At 64.0% G+C, this 19,701-nt stretch carries 20 protein-coding genes; 10 read left to right on the top strand and 10 right to left on the bottom strand.

The genetic code is table 11. From position 1 onward, the window contains the following. Positions 1-46: 46 nt before the first annotated feature. Positions 47-2,233 carry a patatin-like phospholipase family protein gene (locus tag APH27_RS23305; protein WP_060486010.1) on the bottom strand — a complete coding sequence of 729 codons (2,187 nt, stop codon included), beginning with the start codon at positions 2,231-2,233 and terminating at the stop codon, positions 47-49. Positions 2,234-2,300: 67 nt separating this feature from the next. Here APH27_RS23305 and APH27_RS23300 point away from each other — a divergent pair, with 67 nt between their 5' ends. Next, positions 2,301-2,582, top strand: coding sequence for a SelT/SelW/SelH family protein (locus tag APH27_RS23300; protein ID WP_027921059.1), 282 nt, complete (start codon positions 2,301-2,303; stop codon positions 2,580-2,582). Here APH27_RS23300 and APH27_RS23295 read toward each other — a convergent pair whose 3' ends face one another. Continuing rightward, entirely contained in the window at positions 2,583-3,473 is an 891-nt protein-coding gene (locus APH27_RS23295) for a DMT family transporter (protein WP_060486009.1), read from the bottom strand. A 156-nt stretch (positions 3,474-3,629) separates the two neighbouring features. Further along, entirely contained in the window at positions 3,630-4,394 is a 765-nt protein-coding gene (locus tag APH27_RS23290; RefSeq protein ID WP_060486008.1) for an AraC family transcriptional regulator, read from the bottom strand. Positions 4,395-4,520: 126 nt separating this feature from the next. On the opposite strand from APH27_RS23290, the gene APH27_RS23285 reads away from it, so the two are divergent. Beyond that, positions 4,521-5,333, top strand: coding sequence for a UDP-2,3-diacylglucosamine diphosphatase (locus APH27_RS23285; RefSeq protein WP_027921062.1), 813 nt, complete (start codon positions 4,521-4,523; stop codon positions 5,331-5,333). Here the strand turns inward: APH27_RS23285 and APH27_RS23280 are convergent. Next, positions 5,330-5,641: a DUF962 domain-containing protein gene (locus tag APH27_RS23280; protein ID WP_027921063.1), complete on the bottom strand. Its 312-nt coding sequence runs from the start codon at positions 5,639-5,641 to the stop codon at positions 5,330-5,332. The two genes, APH27_RS23285 and APH27_RS23280, sit on opposite strands and share 4 nt — an antisense overlap. A gap of 155 nt (positions 5,642-5,796) precedes the next feature. Between APH27_RS23280 and APH27_RS23275 the strand changes: the two genes are divergently transcribed. After that, positions 5,797-6,858: an AraC family transcriptional regulator gene (locus tag APH27_RS23275; RefSeq protein ID WP_060486007.1), complete on the top strand. Its 1,062-nt coding sequence runs from the start codon at positions 5,797-5,799 to the stop codon at positions 6,856-6,858. On the opposite strand, the gene APH27_RS23270 is transcribed toward APH27_RS23275, so the two are convergent. Further along, complete coding sequence (locus tag APH27_RS23270; protein ID WP_027921065.1) at positions 6,815-8,269, bottom strand: TrkH family potassium uptake protein; 1,455 nt, start codon at positions 8,267-8,269, stop codon at positions 6,815-6,817. The genes APH27_RS23275 and APH27_RS23270 overlap by 44 nt on opposite strands. Positions 8,270-8,371: 102 nt before the next feature. On the opposite strand from APH27_RS23270, the gene APH27_RS23265 reads away from it, so the two are divergent. Further along, the gene (locus tag APH27_RS23265; RefSeq protein WP_060486006.1) at positions 8,372-8,929 is read left to right on the top strand and encodes an NAD(P)H nitroreductase; all 558 of its coding nucleotides are present in this window, start codon (positions 8,372-8,374) and stop codon (positions 8,927-8,929) included. Positions 8,930-9,066: 137 nt separating this feature from the next. Here the strand turns inward: APH27_RS23265 and APH27_RS23260 are convergent, their stop codons facing one another. The 5 genes from APH27_RS23260 to APH27_RS23240 form a co-directional block, all read right to left on the bottom strand. Further along, the gene (locus APH27_RS23260) at positions 9,067-10,404 is read right to left on the bottom strand and encodes a HAMP domain-containing sensor histidine kinase (RefSeq protein ID WP_060486005.1); all 1,338 of its coding nucleotides are present in this window, start codon (positions 10,402-10,404) and stop codon (positions 9,067-9,069) included. A gap of 59 nt (positions 10,405-10,463) precedes the next feature. Beyond that, the gene (locus APH27_RS23255) at positions 10,464-10,880 is read right to left on the bottom strand and encodes a Spy/CpxP family protein refolding chaperone (protein ID WP_027921068.1); all 417 of its coding nucleotides are present in this window, start codon (positions 10,878-10,880) and stop codon (positions 10,464-10,466) included. A gap of 231 nt (positions 10,881-11,111) precedes the next feature. Continuing rightward, positions 11,112-11,789 carry a response regulator transcription factor gene (locus APH27_RS23250; RefSeq protein WP_027921069.1) on the bottom strand — a complete coding sequence of 226 codons (678 nt, stop codon included), beginning with the start codon at positions 11,787-11,789 and terminating at the stop codon, positions 11,112-11,114. A 225-nt stretch (positions 11,790-12,014) separates the two neighbouring features. Beyond that, on the bottom strand, positions 12,015-12,314 hold the full coding sequence (locus tag APH27_RS23245) for a YciI family protein (RefSeq protein ID WP_027921070.1): 300 nt from the start codon (positions 12,312-12,314) through the stop codon (positions 12,015-12,017). Position 12,315: 1 nt separating this feature from the next. After that, positions 12,316-12,909, bottom strand: coding sequence for a septation protein A (locus APH27_RS23240; RefSeq protein WP_027921071.1), 594 nt, complete (start codon positions 12,907-12,909; stop codon positions 12,316-12,318). 67 nt (positions 12,910-12,976) lie between these two features. Between APH27_RS23240 and APH27_RS23235 the strand changes: the two genes are divergently transcribed. The 6 genes from APH27_RS23235 (at position 12,977) to APH27_RS23210 (ending at position 19,545) form a co-directional block, all read left to right on the top strand. Continuing rightward, complete coding sequence (locus APH27_RS23235) at positions 12,977-13,837, top strand: PHP domain-containing protein (protein WP_027921072.1); 861 nt, start codon at positions 12,977-12,979, stop codon at positions 13,835-13,837. Between the two features lie 13 nt (positions 13,838-13,850). Further along, a complete protein-coding gene (locus APH27_RS23230) occupies positions 13,851-14,480 on the top strand; it encodes an L-threonylcarbamoyladenylate synthase (protein WP_033696652.1) in 630 nt (209 codons plus the stop codon). 140 nt (positions 14,481-14,620) lie between these two features. Continuing rightward, the gene (locus tag APH27_RS23225; protein WP_177326732.1) at positions 14,621-15,346 is read left to right on the top strand and encodes a ScpA family protein; all 726 of its coding nucleotides are present in this window, start codon (positions 14,621-14,623) and stop codon (positions 15,344-15,346) included. Continuing rightward, on the top strand, positions 15,333-16,103 hold the full coding sequence (gene scpB, locus APH27_RS23220) for an SMC-Scp complex subunit ScpB (protein WP_060486004.1): 771 nt from the start codon (positions 15,333-15,335) through the stop codon (positions 16,101-16,103). The genes APH27_RS23225 and scpB overlap by 14 nt, the downstream gene beginning before the upstream one ends. A 272-nt stretch (positions 16,104-16,375) precedes the next feature. Then, on the top strand, positions 16,376-17,482 hold the full coding sequence (gene rluB / locus APH27_RS23215; protein WP_027921076.1) for a 23S rRNA pseudouridine(2605) synthase RluB: 1,107 nt from the start codon (positions 16,376-16,378) through the stop codon (positions 17,480-17,482). A gap of 644 nt (positions 17,483-18,126) precedes the next feature. Beyond that, positions 18,127-19,545, top strand: coding sequence for an amino acid permease (locus APH27_RS23210; protein WP_177331718.1), 1,419 nt, complete (start codon positions 18,127-18,129; stop codon positions 19,543-19,545). The last annotated feature ends 156 nt before the right edge of the window (positions 19,546-19,701 follow it).

Here is a 19,701-nt window from a genome sequence, read left to right as displayed (position 1 = left end):
GGAGCGGCCTTGTGTCGCGAAAGGGCCGCAAAGCGGCTCCAGCCCTCTAGAAGGTATGCCCCAGGTTCAGGTACACCGCCTGCTCATTGGCAGTGTTGGCCCCATAACTCAGGTTCAACGGCCCCAACGGCGTCTCCAGCCCCAGGAAGATGCTCGCCGCATTGATGTAGCCACTGTCGAACTCGTTGTCGTTGTTCCAGGCCCGCCCACGCTCCAGCGACCCGCCGATATACAACGGGAAGTCCAACGGCAGATAGGCCCTTGGTGTCAGGCGCCGGTAGTACACCATCCGTAGCAGGCTGACGTTCTGCCCTGACACCGAGTCCTGGCGGAAGCCCGACAACTCCCGCGCGCCCCCCAACACGAAACTTGACGTCACCACCTCCGTCGGGTCCAGCGTTCGCCCGTAACGCCCACCCAGCACAAAGGTGTTCGCCCCGACGCTGAATGCCTTGTCCAGGTTCAGCAGCCACTGCCGGTACTCGTCATCCGAATCCAGCGACTGGTCGTACTTGCGCAAGGTCAGGCCGATGTCCTCGCCACTGTGCGGGAAGTACACGTTGTCGAGGGTGTCGAACGAATACTTCAGCTCGTAAAAACCTTCGTTGAAGCTGGCCGAGGGCAGGTCCTGATCGCCAATACGCACTTCGGCCTCGCCCCAGGCCTTGCCCACGCCCAGGCGCACTTCGCCGGACGTGCCGATCTGGCGCCCGACGTTGAGGCCGAAGCCATAGCGCTCCAACCGGTACTCGGCGATCGGGTCGTTGTCCAGAGTCGCTTCGATGTTCTGCGAACCCAGGTCCAGGTAAGGCGCGACGAAGTAGCGCGAACCCACGTCCAGCGGCTGATAGAACTCGCTGTACAGCTCCTGCTGGTCGCCGATCTGGGCGCGCGTCAGCCATTCCGCACCCAGCCGGTTGATGCCGTTCATACGGTAGCTGGCGCCGAGGTTGAAGGCGCTGTCGCCACGCAGGTCATCCGACAGGTTCAGGCCCAGGCGCAGGTAGTCGGTGCCGCCGCGCTTGCCGCGGGCATTGATCACCAGGGTGTTGTCGTGGCCCTTGTGCACCACGCGGTACTGCACCCGGTCGAAGTAGTCCAGGCCATACAGGGTGCCCATGTCGGTCTGCAGGCGGTCCAGCGCCAGCGGCTCGCCAATTGGCTGGCGGATGTAATAGCGGATCACGTCGTCGCTGACCTTGGAGTCGTTTTCTATCCTGATCGCGGTGATCACCGGCGTGCGCTGGCCTGGCGAGCGGGCCACGGCCAGGCTGGCGTCGCTCTCTGGCTGGCGCAGCGTGGCCAGGCGCGTGTGGAGCAGGCGGGTGGCGCGGTAGCCTGCGTCGATCATGTCCTGGGCGCGGCCGAAGTCGGTGACGCCAAAGGCGGCCAGTTGCGGCTGGATCAGGATGTCGTCGCGGTGCAAGCTGGCCAGCTGTTCCTCGGAATTGCGCCGGGTCATCAGGGTGATCGACTGGTTGAGCACATCGACCACCGTGGCCAGTTGCTTGCGGTCACGCAACGGCGTGCCGATGTCGACGACGATGGCCAGGTCGACGCCCATTTCCCGGGCCACGTCGAGGGGGATGTTGTCGACCATGCCGCCATCCACCAGCAGGCGGCCATCAAGCTCGACAGGGGCAAACACGGCCGGGATCGACATGCTCGCGCGAATCACCTGTGGCAAGTGGCCACGGCTGAACACCACTTTTTCGCCGTTGGCGATGTCGGTGGCCACGGCGCGGAAGGGGATCGGCAGCTTGTCGAAGTCGCGGGTGTCGGCGGTGTGGGCCAGCTTGCTTTCCAGCAGCAGCGCCAGGTTCTGGCCCTGGATCACGCCCAGGGGCAGGCCCAGGCTGCCGTCGTCGCGAAAGCTCAGCTTCTGTTTGACCAGGAAGTCGCGGTCATCCTGTTTGCGCCGGAACGGCACATCCTTGCGTGGCGGTGCATCGGACAGCGCCTGCTGCCAGTCCAGCGTGGTGGCAAGTTTTTCCAGCTCTTCGACGCTGTAGCCGGAGGCATACAGCCCGCCCACCACCGCGCCCATGCTGGTGCCGGCGATGGCGTCGATGTGCACGCCCTGTTCCTCCAGGGCCTTGAGCACGCCGATGTGGGCCAGGCCACGGGCGGCACCGCCAGACAGCACCAGGCCGACCTTGGGGTGGGCGGGCTCGGCGGCGAATGCGGTCAAGGCAGTGAGTGTCAGCAAAAGGCAGAACAGCAGGCGGCGCATCGTGAGTCTCAAACCGAAGGCTAAAGACCGCTAGTATAAGCGGCCCCTTATCTGGAGATGCTTCAGCATGGCCGACAACAAGCCGGAAATCGTCATCACATATTGCACGCAATGCCAGTGGCTGCTGCGCGCCGCCTGGCTGGCCCAGGAGCTGCTCAGCACCTTCACCGACGACCTTGGCCGGGTAGCGCTGGAACCGGGCAGTGGTGGGGTCTTTCGCATCACCTGCAATGGCGTACAGATCTGGGAGCGCAAGGCTGACGGAGGCTTCCCCGAGGCCAAGGTGCTCAAGCAGCGTGTGCGCGACCAGATCGACCCGCAACGCGACCTGGGCCACAACGATCGCTGATCAGGCGCCCTCGGCCACGGGCTTGTGCCTGGGAGGTTGCTCGGCGGCCATGCGGCTGGACAGCACGATGGCAAAGATGATCAGCACGCCACCCAACAGCATGCGCAGGGTTGGCGTTTCGGCAAACACCGCCCAGGCCACGGCGATGCCGTAAACCGGTTCCATGGCGAACACTACGGCGGCGGTGCGCGCCTTGATCACTCCCAGGCTGGCAACGAACAGGCTATGGGCGACGCCGGTGCAGAAGACCCCGAGCAGGGCGATCCACAGCCAGTCCAGGGTGGCTACCTGGCTCAGGCCTGGGCCGGCGAAGGGCAGCAGGCACAAGCCGACCACCAGGTTCTGCCACAGTGCCGCCTGCACGGCCGGCAAGCGCCCAGAGCCGGCGCGGTTGGTCAAGGACAGCAGCGAGAACAGCAAGCCGGAGAGCGAAGCCCAGAGCAGGCCGCCGGTAGCTTGGCTGGCCAGGTCGAATGCCGGGGTGACCAGTATCAGGCCGATGCTGACCAGCACCACCAGCACGCCTTCGTTGCGGCGGATGCGTTCGCGGAACAGCAAGCCTTCAAGGATCACGGTGAAGGCCGGGAAGCTGGCAAAGCCCAGGGTGGCGATGGCCACGCCGCCGACTTTCACGGCGATGAAGAAGCTGACCCAATGGCCGGCCAGCAACACCCCGCCGAACAGCAGGCGGCGCATGTCCTGGCCACTCAGGCGTCGCCAGCCGGGACCGGTGAGGCTGGCGAACAGCGCCAGGGCCAGTACCGCGAACGCGGCGCGGCCGAAGACGATGATCGCCGGGCTGGCGCTGGTGGCCAGCTTGCCGAAGACGCCGGTCAGGCCGAAGAACAACGCGCCGATGTGCAGGGCGCCGAGGGCAGTGCGGTGGTTCATCTTGGGTCCTTGCTCAAATCTCTACGGGTTGTGCCGGCCTCATCGCGGATAAATCCGCTCCTACACGAAACCTGTAGGAGCGGATTTATCCGCGATGAGGCCGGCACAGGCAAAGTGTAAAGCCTCAGGCCAACACGTTCTGTCGCCATCCTGCCGTCAATTGTCGCCAGCCTCTCGCCGCATGGCCAACGGCGAGCAGCCAAACGCGCGCAGCATGGCTGCCGAGAATGCACTCTGCGAGCTGTACCCCACCTGCGCCGCAATCTCGCCCATCGGCAGCAAGCTCTGGATGACCAGCCGCCTTGCCTTGAGCAGGCGCCGCTGGCGGATGTAGTCCATCGGCGTCATGCCGCACTCGGCGGTAAATCGTGCATGCAGCCGGGCGCTGGACAAGCCGGCGATACGTGCAAGGTCGGCAACCTGCAGCGGGTAGGCCGCATGCTGTTCGATATGCACATCGAAAGCGGCATAGGGCAGGCGATGGCTGGGCGTGACGATGGCCGCTGCGCAGGGGTTGAGACTGGCCAGCAACAGCACCGCGCCTTGCCGGGCGATCAGCGGGTCGTCCATGGGGCTCGCCGCCAGCCAGTCCACCAGTTGCTGCTGGCGATCATCCAGCCCCAGTGCGCCAGGCTGGTCGAGCAGGCGCCGGCTGGCATCGGCATGGGCCCCGAGTTGCTCGTGCAGCCAGTGCTCGCCGGGCACATCCAGTACCAGGCAATCGCTGCCGGCATCGCTGCCGCAGGTGTGATGGGCGCCCGCGGGCACCACCACCAGGCCCTGGCGGGCGACCTTGGCACCGTGGCCCTGCACCTCGAAATCCAGGCGGCCTTGCAGGCCGAATACCAATTGCGGGTGTTCGTGGCTGTGGGCGATCAGCTCATCGCGGTAGTGGCGCAAGGAAAGTATCGGGCCGGCCATGGGGTTTCCTCGTGGGGCTGTCGGCCATTGTGCCGCATTCCTGGCAGCCCATCACTCGTCACATCCCTGCCACCAACCTGTCACTTGTGCCTGCCAGTCTCCAGCAAACAGCGCCGGAGCCTGCCCATGACCCATGCCGAACTCTCTCGCCCGTCACGCAAGCAGCGCGTACGCACCCTGTGGATATCCGACGTGCACCTGGGCACGCGCGATTGCCAGGCCGAACACCTGTCGCAATTCCTCAAGGGCTACCAGGCTGATCGCATCTACCTGGTAGGCGATATCATCGATGGCTGGAAGCTACGCGGTGGCATCTACTGGCCGCAAGCCCATACCAACGTGATCCGCCGCTTGCTGACCATGAGCAAGCGTGGCACCGAGGTGATCTACGTTACCGGCAACCATGACGAATTCCTGCGCCGTTACTCGAAGCTGATGCTGGGCAATATCCAGTTGGTGGACGAGGCCGAGCACCTGACCGCCGATGGCCGACGCCTGCTGGTGATCCATGGCGACCAGTTCGACGTGATCACCCGTTATCACCGTTGGCTGGCCTTCCTTGGCGACCGTGCCTATGAGTTCACCCTGGTGCTCAACCGCTGGCTCAACCATTGGCGTGCGCGCTACGGGTATGGCTACTGGTCGCTGTCGGCGTACCTCAAGCACAAGGTCAAGGGTGCGGTGAACTTCATCAGTGACTTCGAGGATGCGATTGCCCATGAGTGCACCCGCCGTGGTTTTCACGGGGTGGTGTGCGGGCATATCCACCACGCCGAAATACGCAAGGTCGGCGAGGTGGATTACCTCAACTGCGGTGATTGGGTCGAGTCGTGCACAGCGCTGATCGAGCATTGGGACGGCAGCATCGAGCTGTACAGGCTGGCCGATGCCCAGGCGCGCCAGGCCGACGCTGTGGCGGCTCTGCGTGAGCCGGCCTAGAGGCTGATCCGGCCAAGCAGGATGTCGCGGAACATGGCGAAGTCACCCACCAGGCTGTACCACGGGTGCTTGAACGTGGCCGGTCTGTTGCGCTCATAGAAAAAGTGCCCCACCCAGGCGAAGCCGTACCCGCAAAGCGGCACTGCCAGCAACAGCAACCACTTCCCGCTGCCGATGGTGTAGGCCAGCAAGGCGATCACAAGGCTGGTGCCGACAAAGTGCAGGCGCCGGCAGGTGGGGTTGCTGTGCTCCCCAAGGTAATACGGATAGAACTCGGCGAAACTGCGAAACTGCGTGGTGCTGGTCATGGGCAGTACTCCGGGATTATCACTTTTTAACAGGTTACACGGCGTGGAGCCTGAATCGAGTCTAGAGTGATTGGCGGGGCCGGCCAGTGACAATAGGCGCCAAATGAGTATCCTTGGGGTTAACCGCACGATGCGGTCAGCATAAGAAGCCTGCCATGAGCGAAAGAACCACGTCAGCCAGCTGGGCATCAGGGATTGTCAAGGCGCTGGAGCTGGAAGGGCTCGACTGCCCGGCCATGTTCAAGCAGCTGGGGCTGGATTTCGCCGCACTCGACGACCCGGATGCGCGTTTTCCGCAGGACGCCATGACCCGCCTGTGGCAGCTGGCGGTCGAACTTTCGGGTAACGAAGCCATTGGCCTTAACATGGCGCGGGTGGTGCGCCCGGCGTCGTTCCACGTGGTGGGCTACGCGCTGATGTCCAGCCGCACCCTGGCTGAAGGCTTCGAGCGGCTGGTGCGCTACCAGCGCATCATCGCCGAAAGCTCCGACCTGAGCTTCATCCTCGGCCCTGAAGGCTATTCGCTGATTCTGACCGTGCATGGCGACCACCTGCCGCCCACCCGGCACAGCGCAGAAGCCTCGCTGGCCTGCGCGCTGGCCTTGTGCAAGTGGCTCAGTGGTCGGCCGGTGCAGCCGCGACGGGTATTGGTGCAAGGGCCGCAGCCGAAGGATATCGAACCGTACAAGGTGGCATTCCATTCCCCGCTGGTGTTCGGTGCACCGCACGATGCACTGGTGTTCGAACGGGCCGACATGGAGGCGCCATTGCCCACCGCCAACGAAGCCATGGCCATCCTGCATGACCGCTTTGCCGGTGAATACCTTGCGCGCTTTTCGGAGAGCCGCGTGACTCACCGGGTGCGCCAGGTGCTGTGCCGCATCCTGCCGCAAGGCGAGCCCAAGCGCGAAACCTTGGCCCAGGCCCTGCACCTGTCCCAGCGCACCTTGCAGCGCCGCCTGCAGGAAGAGGGCACCAGCTTCCAGACCCTGCTTGACGACACCCGTCGCGAGCTGGCCGAGCAGTACCTGGCCCAGCCAGGCATGACCCTGCTGGAAACCGCCTACCTGCTGGGTTTTGCCGACCCGAGCAACTTCTACCGCGCGTTCCGCCGCTGGTTCGATGTGACGCCCAGCGAATACCGCGCCCGGCTGGGTGCCGAGCCCGGCGAAGTCAGTGACGCCAGAACGCCGGCATGCACAACACCAGCACCGTGATGATTTCCAGGCGGCCGAGCAGCATGCCGGCGGCGAGGATCCACTTGGCGGCATCCGGCAACGTCGAGTAGTTGCCCGAAGGGCCGACCACTTCACCCAGGCCCGGGCCGACACCCGACACCGTGCCGGCTGCGCCGGTCAGAGCGGTCATCCAGTCCACCCCCAGCAGCGACAGCAGCAGGGCCATCACGCAAATGGTGATAGCGAAGAAGAACGAGAAGGTCAGGATAGAACGCACGATCTCTTCGTCCAGGCGATGGCCGTTGTACTTCTGCTTGATCACCGCGCGCGGGTGGATCAGCTGGTTGAGGCTGGCCTTGAGCAGGATGTAGGCCACCTGGAAACGGAAGATCTTGATACCCCCGGCCGTCGAGCCGGAGCAGCCACCGACGAAGCCCAGGTAGAAGAACAGCATCAGCGAGAAGTTGCCCCACAGGCTGTAGTCGCCCAAGGCGAAGCCGGTGGTGGTGACCACCGAGGTCACGTTGAGCGCCACGTGGCGCAAGGCGTCGAGCCAGTGCAGGTTGGTGGTGTACCAGTACCAGGTGCCGAGCACGACCCAGGTCACCACCAGCATGCCCAGCAGGCCCTGTACCTGCTGGTCGCGGATCAACGCCTTGCGGTTGCCGCGCAAGGTCGCCACGTACAGGGTAAAGGGCAGGCTGCCGAGGATCATCACCACCACCGCGACCCAGTGCACGGCGGGGATGTCCCACTTGGCCAGTGACTGGTCAGAGGTGGAGAAACCGCCGGTGGAGATCGCCGACATGGCGTGGTTGATTGCATCGAACGGGCTCATGCCGGCCCACCAGAAGGCCAGTGCGCCAAAGATCGAGAAACCGACGTACACGCCGACGATCGACTTGGCGACCATGTGCGAGCGCGGCATGACCTTCTCCGAGCGGTCCGACGACTCGGTCTGGAACAGGCGCATGCCACCGATGCGCAGCAGCGGCAGGATCGCCACCGCCATGGCAATGAAGCCGATGCCGCCAAGCCAGTGCAGCATCGAGCGCCACATCAGGATGCCTGGTGACATGTTGTCGAGCCCGCTGAGCACCGTGGCGCCGGTGGCGGTGATGCCGGACATGCTTTCGAAGAAGGCGTCGGTGTAGCTGATGTGCTGGGTCAGCAAGAACGGCAGGGCCGCAAAGATGCACACAACCACCCAGCTGCTGACCGTCAGCAGGTACATGTCGCGTGGGCGCAGGTGGACGTGCTCGGGCCGCCCCTGAGCGACCATGGCCAGGCCGGCGATGAATGTGATCAGGCTGGACCAGAGGAACGAGGGCATGTCGCCGGTGCGTTCGAAGATCACCAGGGTCGCCATGGGCACGGCCATGCCTACGGCCAGGGTAATCAGGAAGATGCCGATGATGAAACCAATGATCCTTAAGGTCGGCAACGCCATGTGATCTGCTCAGACTCGAAACGGAAGGGCGCCATTCTACCTATGGGTCTGGTGATGTAAACGCTAGAATGGCCGCACATTTACCTGCCAGGAGGGTAGCCGATGGAGGCTCTCGACGCATTGCTCAACCGTGTTTCCGTGCCACGCCTGACCGAACCTGCACCTAACGAGGCCCAACGCGAGGCGTTGTTCCAGGCGGCCTTGCGCGCACCGGACCACGGCCAGCTGCGGCCATGGCGCTTCCTGACCATCGAGGGTCAGGGCCGCGACAAGCTCGGTGAACTGTTCGCCGAAGCGCTGCAGCACAAGGGCGACGCCAGCCAGGCTGCGCTGGACAAGGCACGCGCGATGCCGCTGCGTGCGCCGTTGCTGATCGTGGTGATCGCCAAGCTGCAGGACCACTTCAAGGTGCCCAAGTCCGAGCAGCGCCTGGCAGCGGGTTGCGCGGCCCATGGCATCCTGATTGCTGCGCATGCCCAGGGCATCGGCGCGGTGTGGCGCACCGGCGACATGGCGTTCGATGCCCACGTGCACAAGGGCTTGGGGTTGGCCGAGAACGAGGAGCTGATCGGTTACCTGTATGTCGGCACGCCGCTGACCGAGCCGCGTACGGCGCCGATACTGGAAACCGCCGAGTACGTCAGCGTCTGGGGCGAATAACGCGCTGGATTCTTCGCGGACAAGCCCGCTCCCACAGGCACGGCGCAGGTTTCGAACCTGTGGTGATCCCTGTGGGAGCGGCCTTGCCGGGGCGCCGGACCGGTCAGAAAGGGCTGCAAAGCAGCCCCGGCTTGCTGTCAGTCAGCTGCGATGTTTTCAGGCAACTCCAGCCGGGCTACGAATCCACCCTGCGGGTGATTCTCCAGCACCAGGCTGCCGCCATGGCGCTCTGCCGCCTTGCGCGCAATCGCCAGGCCCAGCCCATGCCCCGCTGCCTCCTGCCCCGGCGCACGGAAGAACGGCTCCCCCAGCTGTGCCAGGTGCTCCGGCGCCACCCCGGGGCCGTGATCACGCACACTCAGGACGATCTGCCCGGGCTCGCGCTGCGCGCTGATCTCGATCGGCTGCCCCTGCGGGTTGAAGCGCAGGGCATTGCGCACCAGGTTGTCCACGGCGCGCTCGATCAGTGTCGGCCAGCCCTGCAGCGTCAACCCCGGTTGCGCCTCCAGCTTCACATCCTGCTCCGGCGCACTTAGCTGAGCGTCCTTGCGCACGCTGCCGAGCAGCGCGTTGAGGTCGACAGGCTCGGTATGGGCCTGCTCGGCATCGACCCTGGCCAACGTCAGGATTTCGCTGATCAGGTCTTCCAGGCGGTCGCATTCACGGGTCAGGCGCGGCCACAGGGCCTGGCGCTGTTCGGTTTCGGCACGTTCGGCCAGGGCCAGGGCAATGCGCAGGCGCGCCAGCGGTGAACGCAGCTCGTGGGACACGTCGCGCAGCAGCTGGCGCTGGCTGCCTATCAGGCTCTGCAGGCGCGCGCCCATCTTGTTGAAATCTTTGGCCAGCACACCAAACTCGTCACGCCGGGCAGCCAGGCGGGCCAGGCTGTTCTGTTGGTAGGTGGCCTGGCCAAGGTCGTGCACGGCGCCGCGCAGGCGGCTGAGCGGGCGGGTGATGGACAGGGTCACCAGCAGGCTGAACAAGGTCAGCACCACCAACGCGATGCCCAGCGCACTCAACGGCCACAGCAGGCTCTCGCGGTGCCACGCATCCAGCTCTGGGTGCGGGATGCGGTAGATCAGCAGGTAGGTCTCGCCGGTGTCGGGGCTGGTGTATTCCTCGGTCAAGCGGCGCCACGGCAGGCGGCGCTCGTCATTGTGCTGGCGCGCCTCGAACGCGGCAGCGCGGCGCGGGAAGGTACCGGGCACCACGGCATCGCCGCTGTCGTCGAGCACCTGTACATCGATCTTGTAGCGCTGCTTGCGTCGCTCCAGAAATGCCTGGGCAGACTCCAGGCCCTCCTGCTCATAATGCTGGGTCCAATGGCTGGCCATGGTTTTCAGGCCCGGGTGGCGGCTGAGGATCCAGGCGTCCTGGTTGAGCATGTGGCCGAGCAGGATCGACAGGCCCGCGACGAGGGTGATAGCCAGCCAGAAGCTGGCCAGGATGCGCCAGAACAGAGAACGCAAGAGCACCTCCTGTAAACGGGAAAAGCCCGGCCCGCTTGAGGGCGGGCCGGGCATTGGGGGACAGCTTACTGGGCCTTGCCAGCTTTTTCAGCTTTCCAGGCCTGGAACTCCTTCCATTCAGCCTTGCGTGCTTCGCGTTCCTTCTGCAGTTCGTCGAATTTCTTCTGCTGGTCAGGCTTGAGCAGTGCGCGGACCTGGCTGTCGGTCTTGTCGTGGCTGGCCTTGAGTTCGTCTTTCATGGCCTTCTGGTCGGCTGCCGGCAGCTTGTTCAGGTAGCGCTCGGTGATTTCGTGGCGGTTCTTCATCTGCTCGCCCATCAGCTTGCCGATCTGCTGGCGCTGGTCGCGGCTCAGGTCCAGTTGGGCGAAAGGCGCATCACCGCGATGATGCGGGCCGTCGTGACGCGGGCCGCCTTCAGGCATGGCCATGGCCACGGTTGGCAGGGCGGCGGCGAACATCAGAGCGATAAGGGTCTTGCGCATGGTGTCTCTCCTGTCATAGGCCGGTGGTTACCGGATGAGCTCAGTCTAGGGAGATCAAGGTCAAGCGCAGTCAGCGCAGCGTAAAGGCAGGGTAAAGATGAGCTGGGATTTTGTAGAAGCGGCCTTGTGTCGCGAAAGGGCTGCGCAGCAGCCCCAAGGATTCAGTGTACATGCATGAGTTGCTGGGGCTGCTTCGCAGCACTTTCGCGACACAAGGCCGCTCCCACAATGTCAGAGGCTGTAGTAGTAACCGCGGCTACGCAGCGCGACGATCCGTGGCCGGCCATCGGCATGCGGGCCAACCTTCTTGCGCAGGTTGCTGACGTGCATGTCCAGGCTGCGGTCGTACAGGGTCAGCTTGCGCCCCAGGGCGATCTGCGCCAGTTCCTGCTTGTCCAGCGGCTCGCCGGGCTGGCGTAGCAGCGCTTCGAGGATGCGGCTTTCGGACAGTGTCAGGCTCATGTCGCGGCCATCGATGCTGACCACCCCCCGCACCGGGCTGAACGCCAGGTCACCGATTTCCAGCTGGGTGGTGGTGGCGGTGGGGTGGCTGCGGCGCAGCACGGCGCGCAGGCGGGCGGTGAGCTCACGGGGGTCACAGGGCTTGGCCAGGTAATCGTCGGCGCCCAGCTCCAGGCCGAGGATGCGGTCCAGGGGTTCACCACGGGCCGACAACATCAGCACCGGCAGCTCGGCATGCTCGCTGCGCAGCTGCTTGAGCAGCTCCAGGCCGCTGCCGTCGGGCAGCATCACATCCAGCACCACGGCTGCCGGGGCATGCTCGGCCAATGCCTGGCGCGCGCTCTGGCCATCGTGGCAGGCGCGTACTGCAAACCCTTCCTGGGTCAGCCAGCTGCCGAGCAGCTCGCAGAGTTCCTGGTCATCATCAATCAGTAACAGCTCGCTCATGACTCACTCAATTCAACCATTGACGGCGTCTACTGTGTCCGCCAGTGGCAAAGATACCGCAGACTGAGGACGAGTGTGCAATTGGAGCGGGGGAGGCTGCGTCGCCCTCTTCGCGGGCACGCCCGCTCCCACAGGTCTCTGGCAGCCTTCGGGCCTGTGCAATCCCTGTGGAAGCGGCGGTTCGGCGCCCCGACTTGCCCGCGAAGCAGACGACGCGATATCAGGTCAAGGCAGGACTTGCTTGAACGGCTTGACGATGACCTTGTCGTACACGCCGGCGGCGATGTAAGGGTCGGCATCGGCCCAGGCCTGGGCAGCGGCCAGCGAGTCGAACTCAGCGACGATCAGGCTGCCGCTGAAGCCAGCTTCGCCCGGGTCGTTGCTGTCGATGGCCGGGTGCGGGCCGGCCAGCACCACGCGGCCTTCGACCTTGAGCTGCTGCAGGCGCTCGATGTGCGCCGGGCGTGCGGCCAGGCGTTTTTCCAGGGAGTTCGCGACGTCGCTGGCGATGATGGCGTAGAGCATGTCAATCCTTGGGTTTGGAGGTGGAAGGGTCGTCGTGCAGGTGGCGCGACAGGTACACACCCTGCGCCACCAGGAACAGCACGGTCATGCCGAGGCTGCCGAACACCTTGAAGTCGACCCAGTACGCCTGGAAGGTGAAGGCGACGAACAAGTTGGCAGCACCGCAGAACACGAAGAAGGCGATCCAGGCCACGTTCAGGCGCGACCAGATGGCATCGGGCAGGGTCAGCGCATGGCCCATGATGCGTTTGATCAGCACCCGGTCGCCGATGAAGTGGCTACCGGCAAAGGCCAGGGCGAACAGCCAGTTGACCACCGGCGCCTTCCACTTGAGGAAGGTTTCGCTGTGGAAAGTCAGGGTCAGGCCGCCGAACACCAGGCAGGCGACCAAGGTCAGCCACTGGCCCTTTTCCAGCTTGCGCTGGCGCAGGAACAGCGCGCCGTACACCACCAGCGAGCTGATGATCAGCATCGCCGTGGCACTGTAGATGCCGCCGAATTCGAAGCTGTGGCCAGCAACGTCCATCGGCCGTGGGTCGAGCTTGTAGACGATGAAGAACAGCAGCAGCGGGATGAAATCGATGAATTGTTTCACAATGGCAGCCAGAATCGGGATGTGACGGCATAATAACAAACATCGATTCCAGCGAAAGCGCTCCTCCATGAATGTTGATCTGCACTGTCACAGCACGGCCTCCGACGGCGCCCTGTCGCCCACGGACCTGGTCGCCCGGGCCCACGAGCACGGGGTGCAAACGCTGGCACTGACCGACCACGACACCCTCGAAGGCCTGCCCGAGGCGCGCCAGGCCTGCCACGCGCGCGGCATGCACTGGGTCAGCGGGGTAGAGCTGTCGTGCACCTGGGGGGGCGCGACCATTCATGTGCTGGGCTACCACTTCCCGCTAGATGCACCACCCTTGCTCCAGGCCATCGAGTCCCTGCACCGTGGCCGCTGGTTGCGCGCCGAGGAAATCGACAGACGGTTGGCGGCCAAGGGCATGCCCGGAGCCCTCGACGGTGCGCGGGCCGTGCAGCAAGAGTTGGGGGACAGCGGCAACGCGCCTGCGCGGCCGCATTTTGCCGAATTCATGGTGCGCGCCGGTCACGTCAAGGACCGCGGCGAGGCCTTTCGCAAGTGGCTGGGGGCCGGCAAGCTGGGCGACGTCAAGCAGCACTGGCCAACCCTGGACGAAACTGTCGCCACCTTGCGCCAGTCCAACGCCTGGGTGAGCCTTGCGCACCCCATGCACTACGATCTGACCCGCAGCAAGCGCAGGCGGCTGATTGCCGACTATATTCAGGCAGGCGGGCAGGCACTTGAAGTGGTCAATGGGATGATGCCGGCCGAGCAGGTGGGCACGATGTCCATCCTTACCCGTGAGTTCGGCCTGCTGGCAAGCGCTGGCAGCGATTTCCACGGCCCCGGCACCTGGGGCGAGATCGGTGCCTACCGGCCATTGCCCGAGGACTTGCCACCTCTGTGGCGTCGATTCAGCCATGAACAGCCTATGGCGCTATGAACAGGAAGACTTCGTGAGCCAATTTTTCCAGATTCATCCGGAGAACCCACAGCCGCGCCTGATTCGCCAGGCGGTGGAGATCATCCGCAAGGGTGGGGTGGTGGTCTATCCGACTGACTCGGCCTATGCCCTGGGTTGCCAGATCGGCGACAAGGCAGCAATCGAGCGGGTGCGCCGTCTGCGCGGCCTGGACAAGACCCACAACTTCACCCTGATGTGTTGCGACATGTCGCAGCTGGGGCTGTATGCCAAGGTCGACACCGGCACCTTCCGCCTGCTCAAGGCCCATGTGCCGGGGCCGTACACCTTCATCCTCAACGGTACCCGCGAAGTGCCGCGCCTGCTGCTGCATGAAAAGCGCCGCACCATTGGCTTGCGCGTGCCGGACCACGCCATCACGCTGGCGTTGCTGGCCGAATTGGGCGAGCCGTTGATGAGCGTGAGCCTGATCCTGCCGGGCGACACCGAGCCAATGACCGACCCCTACGAGATTCGCGAGCGCCTGGAGCACCATGTCGACCTGGTCATCGATGGCGGCTTCGGCGACCTCAAGGCCTCGACCATTATCGACTTGTCCGGCGACGAGCCTGAACTGATCCGTGAAGGCTGCGGCGACCCTACGCCGTTCATGGTCAACGCGTGAGTCAGGTGGAGGCACCCGAGGCAGCGGCCGAACAGGCGGCCGTGCAACCAGAATTGCCCCCCCAGCAGTTGCAGCTGGCCCTGGTCTACGGTGAAGCGCTGACCGAGTTGCCGCTGGACCTTTACATCCCGCCCGACGCCCTGGAAGTCATCCTCGAAGCGTTCGAGGGCCCGCTGGACCTGCTGCTGTACCTGATCCGCAAGCAGAACATCGACATCCTCGACATCCCGGTGGCGGAAATCACCCGCCAGTACATGGGCTACGTCGAGCTGATGAAGAGCGTGCGCCTGGAGCTGGCGGCCGAATACCTGGTGATGGCGGCCATGCTCGCCGAGATCAAGTCGCGCATGCTGCTGCCGCGCTCGGCCGCGATCGAGGAAGAAGAGGGCGACCCACGCGCCGAACTGATCCGCCGCCTGCAGGAGTACGAGCGCTTCAAGGCCGCCGCCGAGGGCATCGATGAGCTGCCACGGGTTGGCCGCGAGATTGTCGTACCGCGCCTGGAGGCACCGCAGGCGAAAGTGCGCAAGCTGCTGCCGCAGGTAAGCCTCGAGGAGCTGCTGGTGTCCATGGCCGAGGTCATGCGCCGCAACGACCTGTTCGAAAGCCACCAGATCACCCGTGAGACGCTGTCTACCCGCGAGCGCATGAGCGATGTGCTGGAGCGCCTCAAGGGCGGTGCCTTCGTGCCGTTCGTCGAGTTGTTCACGCCCGAGGAGGGCAAGCTCGGCGTGGTGGTGACCTTCATGGCGATCCTCGAGCTGGTGAAGGAATCGCTGGTCGAACTGGTGCAGAATGAGCCTTTTGCGCCGATCCATGTGCGGCTGCGCCCCGAGTCTGTCGAAGAACCTGATGAATCTGAATGAACCCCGCGACCTGGCGTCGCTGATCGAAGCCTTCCTGCTCGCCTCGGGCAAGCCGCAGTCCCTCGAACGCCTCTACGAGCTGTTCGAAGAAGCCGAGCGCCCCGAGCCGAAGGTGTTCAGAAAGGCCCTGGAAGTGCTCGGCAAGTCTTGCGCCGGGCGGGCGTTCGAGCTCAAGGAAGTGGCCACCGGTTACCGCCTGCAGATTCGCGAAAGCTTCGCGCCCTGGGTTGGCCGGCTGTGGGAGGAGCGCCCGCAGCGGTATTCCCGCGCACTGCTCGAAACCATGGCGCTGATCGCCTACCGCCAGCCCATCACCCGTGGCGAAATCGAAGATGTACGGGGGGTGGCGGTCAACAGCAACATCATCAAGACGCTGATGGAGCGTGAGTGGATTCGCGTGGTCGGCCACCGCGAGGTACCTGGGCGCCCGGCGATGTTCGCCACCACCAAGGCGTTTCTCGATCACTTCAACCTCAAGAGCCTGGACGAGCTGCCAGCGCTTGCCGAACTGCGCGAAATGGAACCGGAGCCACTGCTCGATCCGGATGACGCGCCGGTGCCGGCACACCTGCAGGCGCTGGCCGATGCCAGCCTGGGTGAGGAAGAGGAGGTGGCTGAGCCGAAGGATGAGACCAGCTTCCGCAGCCTGCTGGTTGAGCTGGATGCCATGGAGGAGGGGCTCAAGACCGACTTCGATGACCTTCGTGAGGAAGAGCCGGAGGTTTCGGTAGAGGAAGAGGGCAAGTCAGAGCCCTGACTCTTTTGCCGCGTGTGCCGGCCCTTTCGCGGGTAAACCCGCTCCTACAGGTACTGCGCCGCAATCAGGATGTGACCTCCTTGTGGGCGCGGGTTTACCCGCGAAAGGGCAGGCACTGGCCACACATCACCATTAGGCAGAATTCACTCGCAAAGCTGACAAAACCCTCTACCCTCCAGTGCGTTCCCCCAGCGAACCGCGTATGATGCGCGGCCTTTTGGCGCGTTCGTCGCCAGAACCCTGTTTTCATTCCTACACCGGGAGGTGCCCAGATGAGTGAGCAAGACCTGCAAAATACCGAAATCACCCCGCCAGCCGGCGAGAAGCTGCAGAAAGTGCTGGCGCGCATTGGCGTCGGTTCGCGCCGTGACGTCGAAGCCTGGATCAGCCAGGGCCGCATCAAGGTCAACGGCGTCGAGGCCACCCTCGGCCTGCGCGTCGACCTGCACGACGCCATCACCGTCGACGGCAAGCTGATCAAGCGCGAGGAGGCTGCTGAAGCCACGCGCCGGGTCATCATGTACAACAAGCCCGATGGCGAGATCTGCACCCGTGACGACCCGGAGGGCCGCCCGACCGTGTTCGACCGCCTGCCGCGGCCGAAAGAAGGTCGCTGGATCAACATCGGCCGCCTGGACATCAACACCACTGGCCTGCTGCTGTTCACCACCGACGGTGAGCTGGCCAACCGCCTGATGCACCCGTCCTACGAGATGGACCGCGAATACGCCGTGCGTGTACGTGGCGAAGTCGACGACGAGATGATCGACCGCCTGAAGGCGGGCGTGATGCTCGAAGACGGCCCGGCCAAGTTCACCGACATCCAGAAGGCGCCGGGTGGCGAAGGCTTCAACCACTGGTACCACTGCGTGGTGATGGAAGGCCGCAACCGTGAAGTACGCCGCCTGTGGGAGTCCCAGGGCATGGTGGTCAGCCGCCTGAAGCGCGTGCGTTTCGGCCCGGTGTTCCTCAACTCCGACCTGCCGATGGGCCGCTGGCGTGAGATGACCCAGGGCGAAATCGACATCCTGGCTGCTGAAGTAGGCTTGCAGCCGGTGGCGCTGCCAACCCTGAACCTCAAGGCCAAGGACAAGATGGAGCGCCTGCAGCGCAAGTCGAGCCGGCCAATGGGGCGCAACGAGCGCGTACGTAGCCTGCGCCCGGCCCATGAAGGCGGTGCTGCAGCCGCTGAGCGCCCGGCACGTCAGCCGCGGGATACCTCAGGTGAGCGCCCTGCGCGTCAGTCGCGCGACGAAGCGCCGCGCAAAGGCAACCGTGGCAGCGCCGTGGCCGAGCGCCCGAGCGAGATGCGCAAGCGCCCAGGCAAGCCTGACGGTGACAAGCCGGCCGGCCGTGGCCGCGGCAAGCCGCGTGGTTGATTGCATTGTGCGGCAATGAGAACCAGCCTTCGGGCTGGTTTTTTTATGCCTGTGAGAAATTGGGGGCTGAGTAGCGCCCCCAAGATATTGAAGAAAAAGAATTTTTCGGACGACTGGCAAGTTTCCAAACCACCCTGTAAATAAATTCTTACAGAACTGCTCGAATTCAGCCTGGATTTCGGAATTTTCGTATTCGTGTAAACAGAACTTGCCGCGTCCCCCGCCCTTGAGCCTCTTCCTCCATCCCGCCCTATCTTGTCCAAACCCCCGTACCACGGTGATATAGCGCTCATTGCCGTGTGCAAGAGCCCGTCCACAGAGCCGGGCTGACAAAACAACAAATGGAGGCGCCATGTACGCCGATCACTCCGCCTTTTCAGGTGCCTACCACAGGATCGCTGCGTTTTTTCCCGAGGAAACGATGCAACGCGTTGACGCCTGCGCGTTTGCAGGGGTATACAGTGCGCCGCGTTTTACCTGTGACCCTCTTGCGTACCGCGCACTCTTGCCAACACCAGGCTGATCCGCCCCGGCGGCATCCGTTGGCAGGAAACCCAAGGTAACCACCTTGCCCATTCCGCTGCGCCACGAGCGCGGTGGGTCCGATTCCGTCACAGATAAAAACAATGCAGGTGACTTCGTTCATGAGTGGACAAAACATGCATTCAGGCGAGCTCAAGCGGGGCCTGAAGAACCGCCACATCCAGTTGATCGCCCTCGGCGGCGCGATTGGTACCGGCCTGTTCCTCGGCTCGGCAGGCGTGATGAAATCCGCCGGTCCGTCGATGATCCTGGGTTACGCCATCTGCGGCTTCATCGCCTTCATGATCATGCGCCAGCTTGGCGAGATGATCGTCGAAGAGCCGGTGGCCGGCTCGTTCAGCCACTTTGCGCATACCTACTGGGGCGGCTTCGCCGGCTTCCTGTCGGGCTGGAACTGCTGGGTGCTGTACATCCTGGTGGGCATGTCGGAGCTGTCGGCGGTGGGCAAGTACGTTCACTACTGGTGGCCGGAGATCCCGACCTGGGTCACGGCGGCAGCATTCTTCGTGCTGATCAACGCAATCAACCTGATGAACGTGAAGTTCTTCGGTGAAGCCGAATTCTGGTTCGCCATCATCAAGGTCGTGGCCATCGTCAGCATGATCGGCCTGGGCGCCTACCTGCTGACCAGCGGCAACGGCGGCCCTGACGCCTCGGTGAGCAACCTGTGGAGCCATGGCGGCTTCTTCCCGCATGGTGTCAGCGGCCTGGTGATGGCCCTGGCGTTCATCATGTTCTCCTTCGGTGGCCTGGAAATGCTCGGCTTCACCGCCGCCGAGGCCGACAAGCCGAAGACCGTGATACCGAAGGCGATCAACCAGGTCATCTACCGCATCCTGATCTTCTATGTCGGTGCCCTGATCGTGCTGTTGTCGCTGACCCCTTGGGACAACCTGGTCGCCAGCATCGACGCGTCCGGTGGCAGCTATGGCAGCAGCCCGTTCGTCCAGGTGTTTTCGCTGCTGGGCAGCGACGTGGCGGCCAACCTGCTGAACTTCGTGGTCCTGACCGCCGCGCTGTCGGTGTACAACAGCGGCACTTACTGCAACGCGCGCATGCTGCTGGGCATGGCCGAGCAGGGTGACGCGCCGGCTTCGCTGGCCAAGGTCGACAAGCGTGGCGTACCCGTGCGTTCGATCCTGGTGTCGGCGGCTGTGACCCTGATTGCCGTGCTGCTCAACTACCTGATGCCGCAGAATGCGCTGGAGCTGTTGATGTCGCTGGTGGTCGCGACCCTGGTGATCAACTGGGCGATGATCAGCTACTCGCACCTGAAGTTCCGCCAGCACCTTGACCGTGTTGGCCAGAAGCCGCTGTTCAAGGCGCTGTGGTACCCCTACGGCAACTACTTGGTGCTGGCTTTCGTGGTGCTGATCCTCGGCATCATGCTGATGATTCCGGGCATCCAGGTGTCGGTGTATGCAATTCCTGTGTGGCTGGGAGCGATGCTGGTCGCCTACCTGCTCAAGGGCAAGCGCCGGCCGCAGGCCAATGGCACTGCAGGTACCGTGGCCAAGTAAATCTTTGGCTGCTTGAAGAAACCCGATGTCAGGTGACTGGCATCGGGTTTCTTATTGCCTGTTCCGGCCCTTTCGCGGGTAAACCCGCTCCCACAAGTGCAGCATGGACTTCAAGGCGGGCGCTTGGCTTGTGGGGGGCTGTACCGGCCCTTTCGC

It is taken from the genome of Pseudomonas sp. NBRC 111123 (genome assembly GCF_001320205.1).
Taxonomy (GTDB): Bacteria; Pseudomonadota; Gammaproteobacteria; order Pseudomonadales; family Pseudomonadaceae; genus Aquipseudomonas; species Aquipseudomonas putida_J.
Note: the sequence above shows the minus strand (reverse complement) of the source record. Positions and strands in the feature narration are given on the sequence as shown.

What these genes read in the sequence shown, in the direction of transcription:
- APH27_RS23305 (WP_060486010.1), bottom strand. Translation starts at nt 2,233, where the DNA reads ATGCGCCGCCTGCTGTTCTGCCTTTTGCTGACACTCACTGCCTTGACC.
- APH27_RS23300 (WP_027921059.1), top strand. Translation starts at nt 2,301, where the DNA reads ATGGCCGACAACAAGCCGGAAATCGTCATCACATATTGCACGCAATGC.
- APH27_RS23295 (WP_060486009.1), bottom strand. Translation starts at nt 3,473, where the DNA reads ATGAACCACCGCACTGCCCTCGGCGCCCTGCACATCGGCGCGTTGTTC.
- APH27_RS23290 (WP_060486008.1), bottom strand. Translation starts at nt 4,394, where the DNA reads ATGGCCGGCCCGATACTTTCCTTGCGCCACTACCGCGATGAGCTGATC.
- APH27_RS23285 (WP_027921062.1), top strand. Translation starts at nt 4,521, where the DNA reads ATGACCCATGCCGAACTCTCTCGCCCGTCACGCAAGCAGCGCGTACGC.
- APH27_RS23280 (WP_027921063.1), bottom strand. Translation starts at nt 5,641, where the DNA reads ATGACCAGCACCACGCAGTTTCGCAGTTTCGCCGAGTTCTATCCGTAT.
- APH27_RS23275 (WP_060486007.1), top strand. Translation starts at nt 5,797, where the DNA reads ATGAGCGAAAGAACCACGTCAGCCAGCTGGGCATCAGGGATTGTCAAG.
- APH27_RS23270 (WP_027921065.1), bottom strand. Translation starts at nt 8,269, where the DNA reads ATGGCGTTGCCGACCTTAAGGATCATTGGTTTCATCATCGGCATCTTC.
- APH27_RS23265 (WP_060486006.1), top strand. Translation starts at nt 8,372, where the DNA reads ATGGAGGCTCTCGACGCATTGCTCAACCGTGTTTCCGTGCCACGCCTG.
- APH27_RS23255 (WP_027921068.1), bottom strand. Translation starts at nt 10,880, where the DNA reads ATGCGCAAGACCCTTATCGCTCTGATGTTCGCCGCCGCCCTGCCAACC.
- APH27_RS23250 (WP_027921069.1), bottom strand. Translation starts at nt 11,789, where the DNA reads ATGAGCGAGCTGTTACTGATTGATGATGACCAGGAACTCTGCGAGCTG.
- APH27_RS23245 (WP_027921070.1), bottom strand. Translation starts at nt 12,314, where the DNA reads ATGCTCTACGCCATCATCGCCAGCGACGTCGCGAACTCCCTGGAAAAA.
- APH27_RS23235 (WP_027921072.1), top strand. Translation starts at nt 12,977, where the DNA reads ATGAATGTTGATCTGCACTGTCACAGCACGGCCTCCGACGGCGCCCTG.
- scpB (WP_060486004.1), top strand. Translation starts at nt 15,333, where the DNA reads ATGAATCTGAATGAACCCCGCGACCTGGCGTCGCTGATCGAAGCCTTC.
- rluB (WP_027921076.1), top strand. Translation starts at nt 16,376, where the DNA reads ATGAGTGAGCAAGACCTGCAAAATACCGAAATCACCCCGCCAGCCGGC.
- APH27_RS23210 (WP_177331718.1), top strand. Translation starts at nt 18,127, where the DNA reads ATGAGTGGACAAAACATGCATTCAGGCGAGCTCAAGCGGGGCCTGAAG.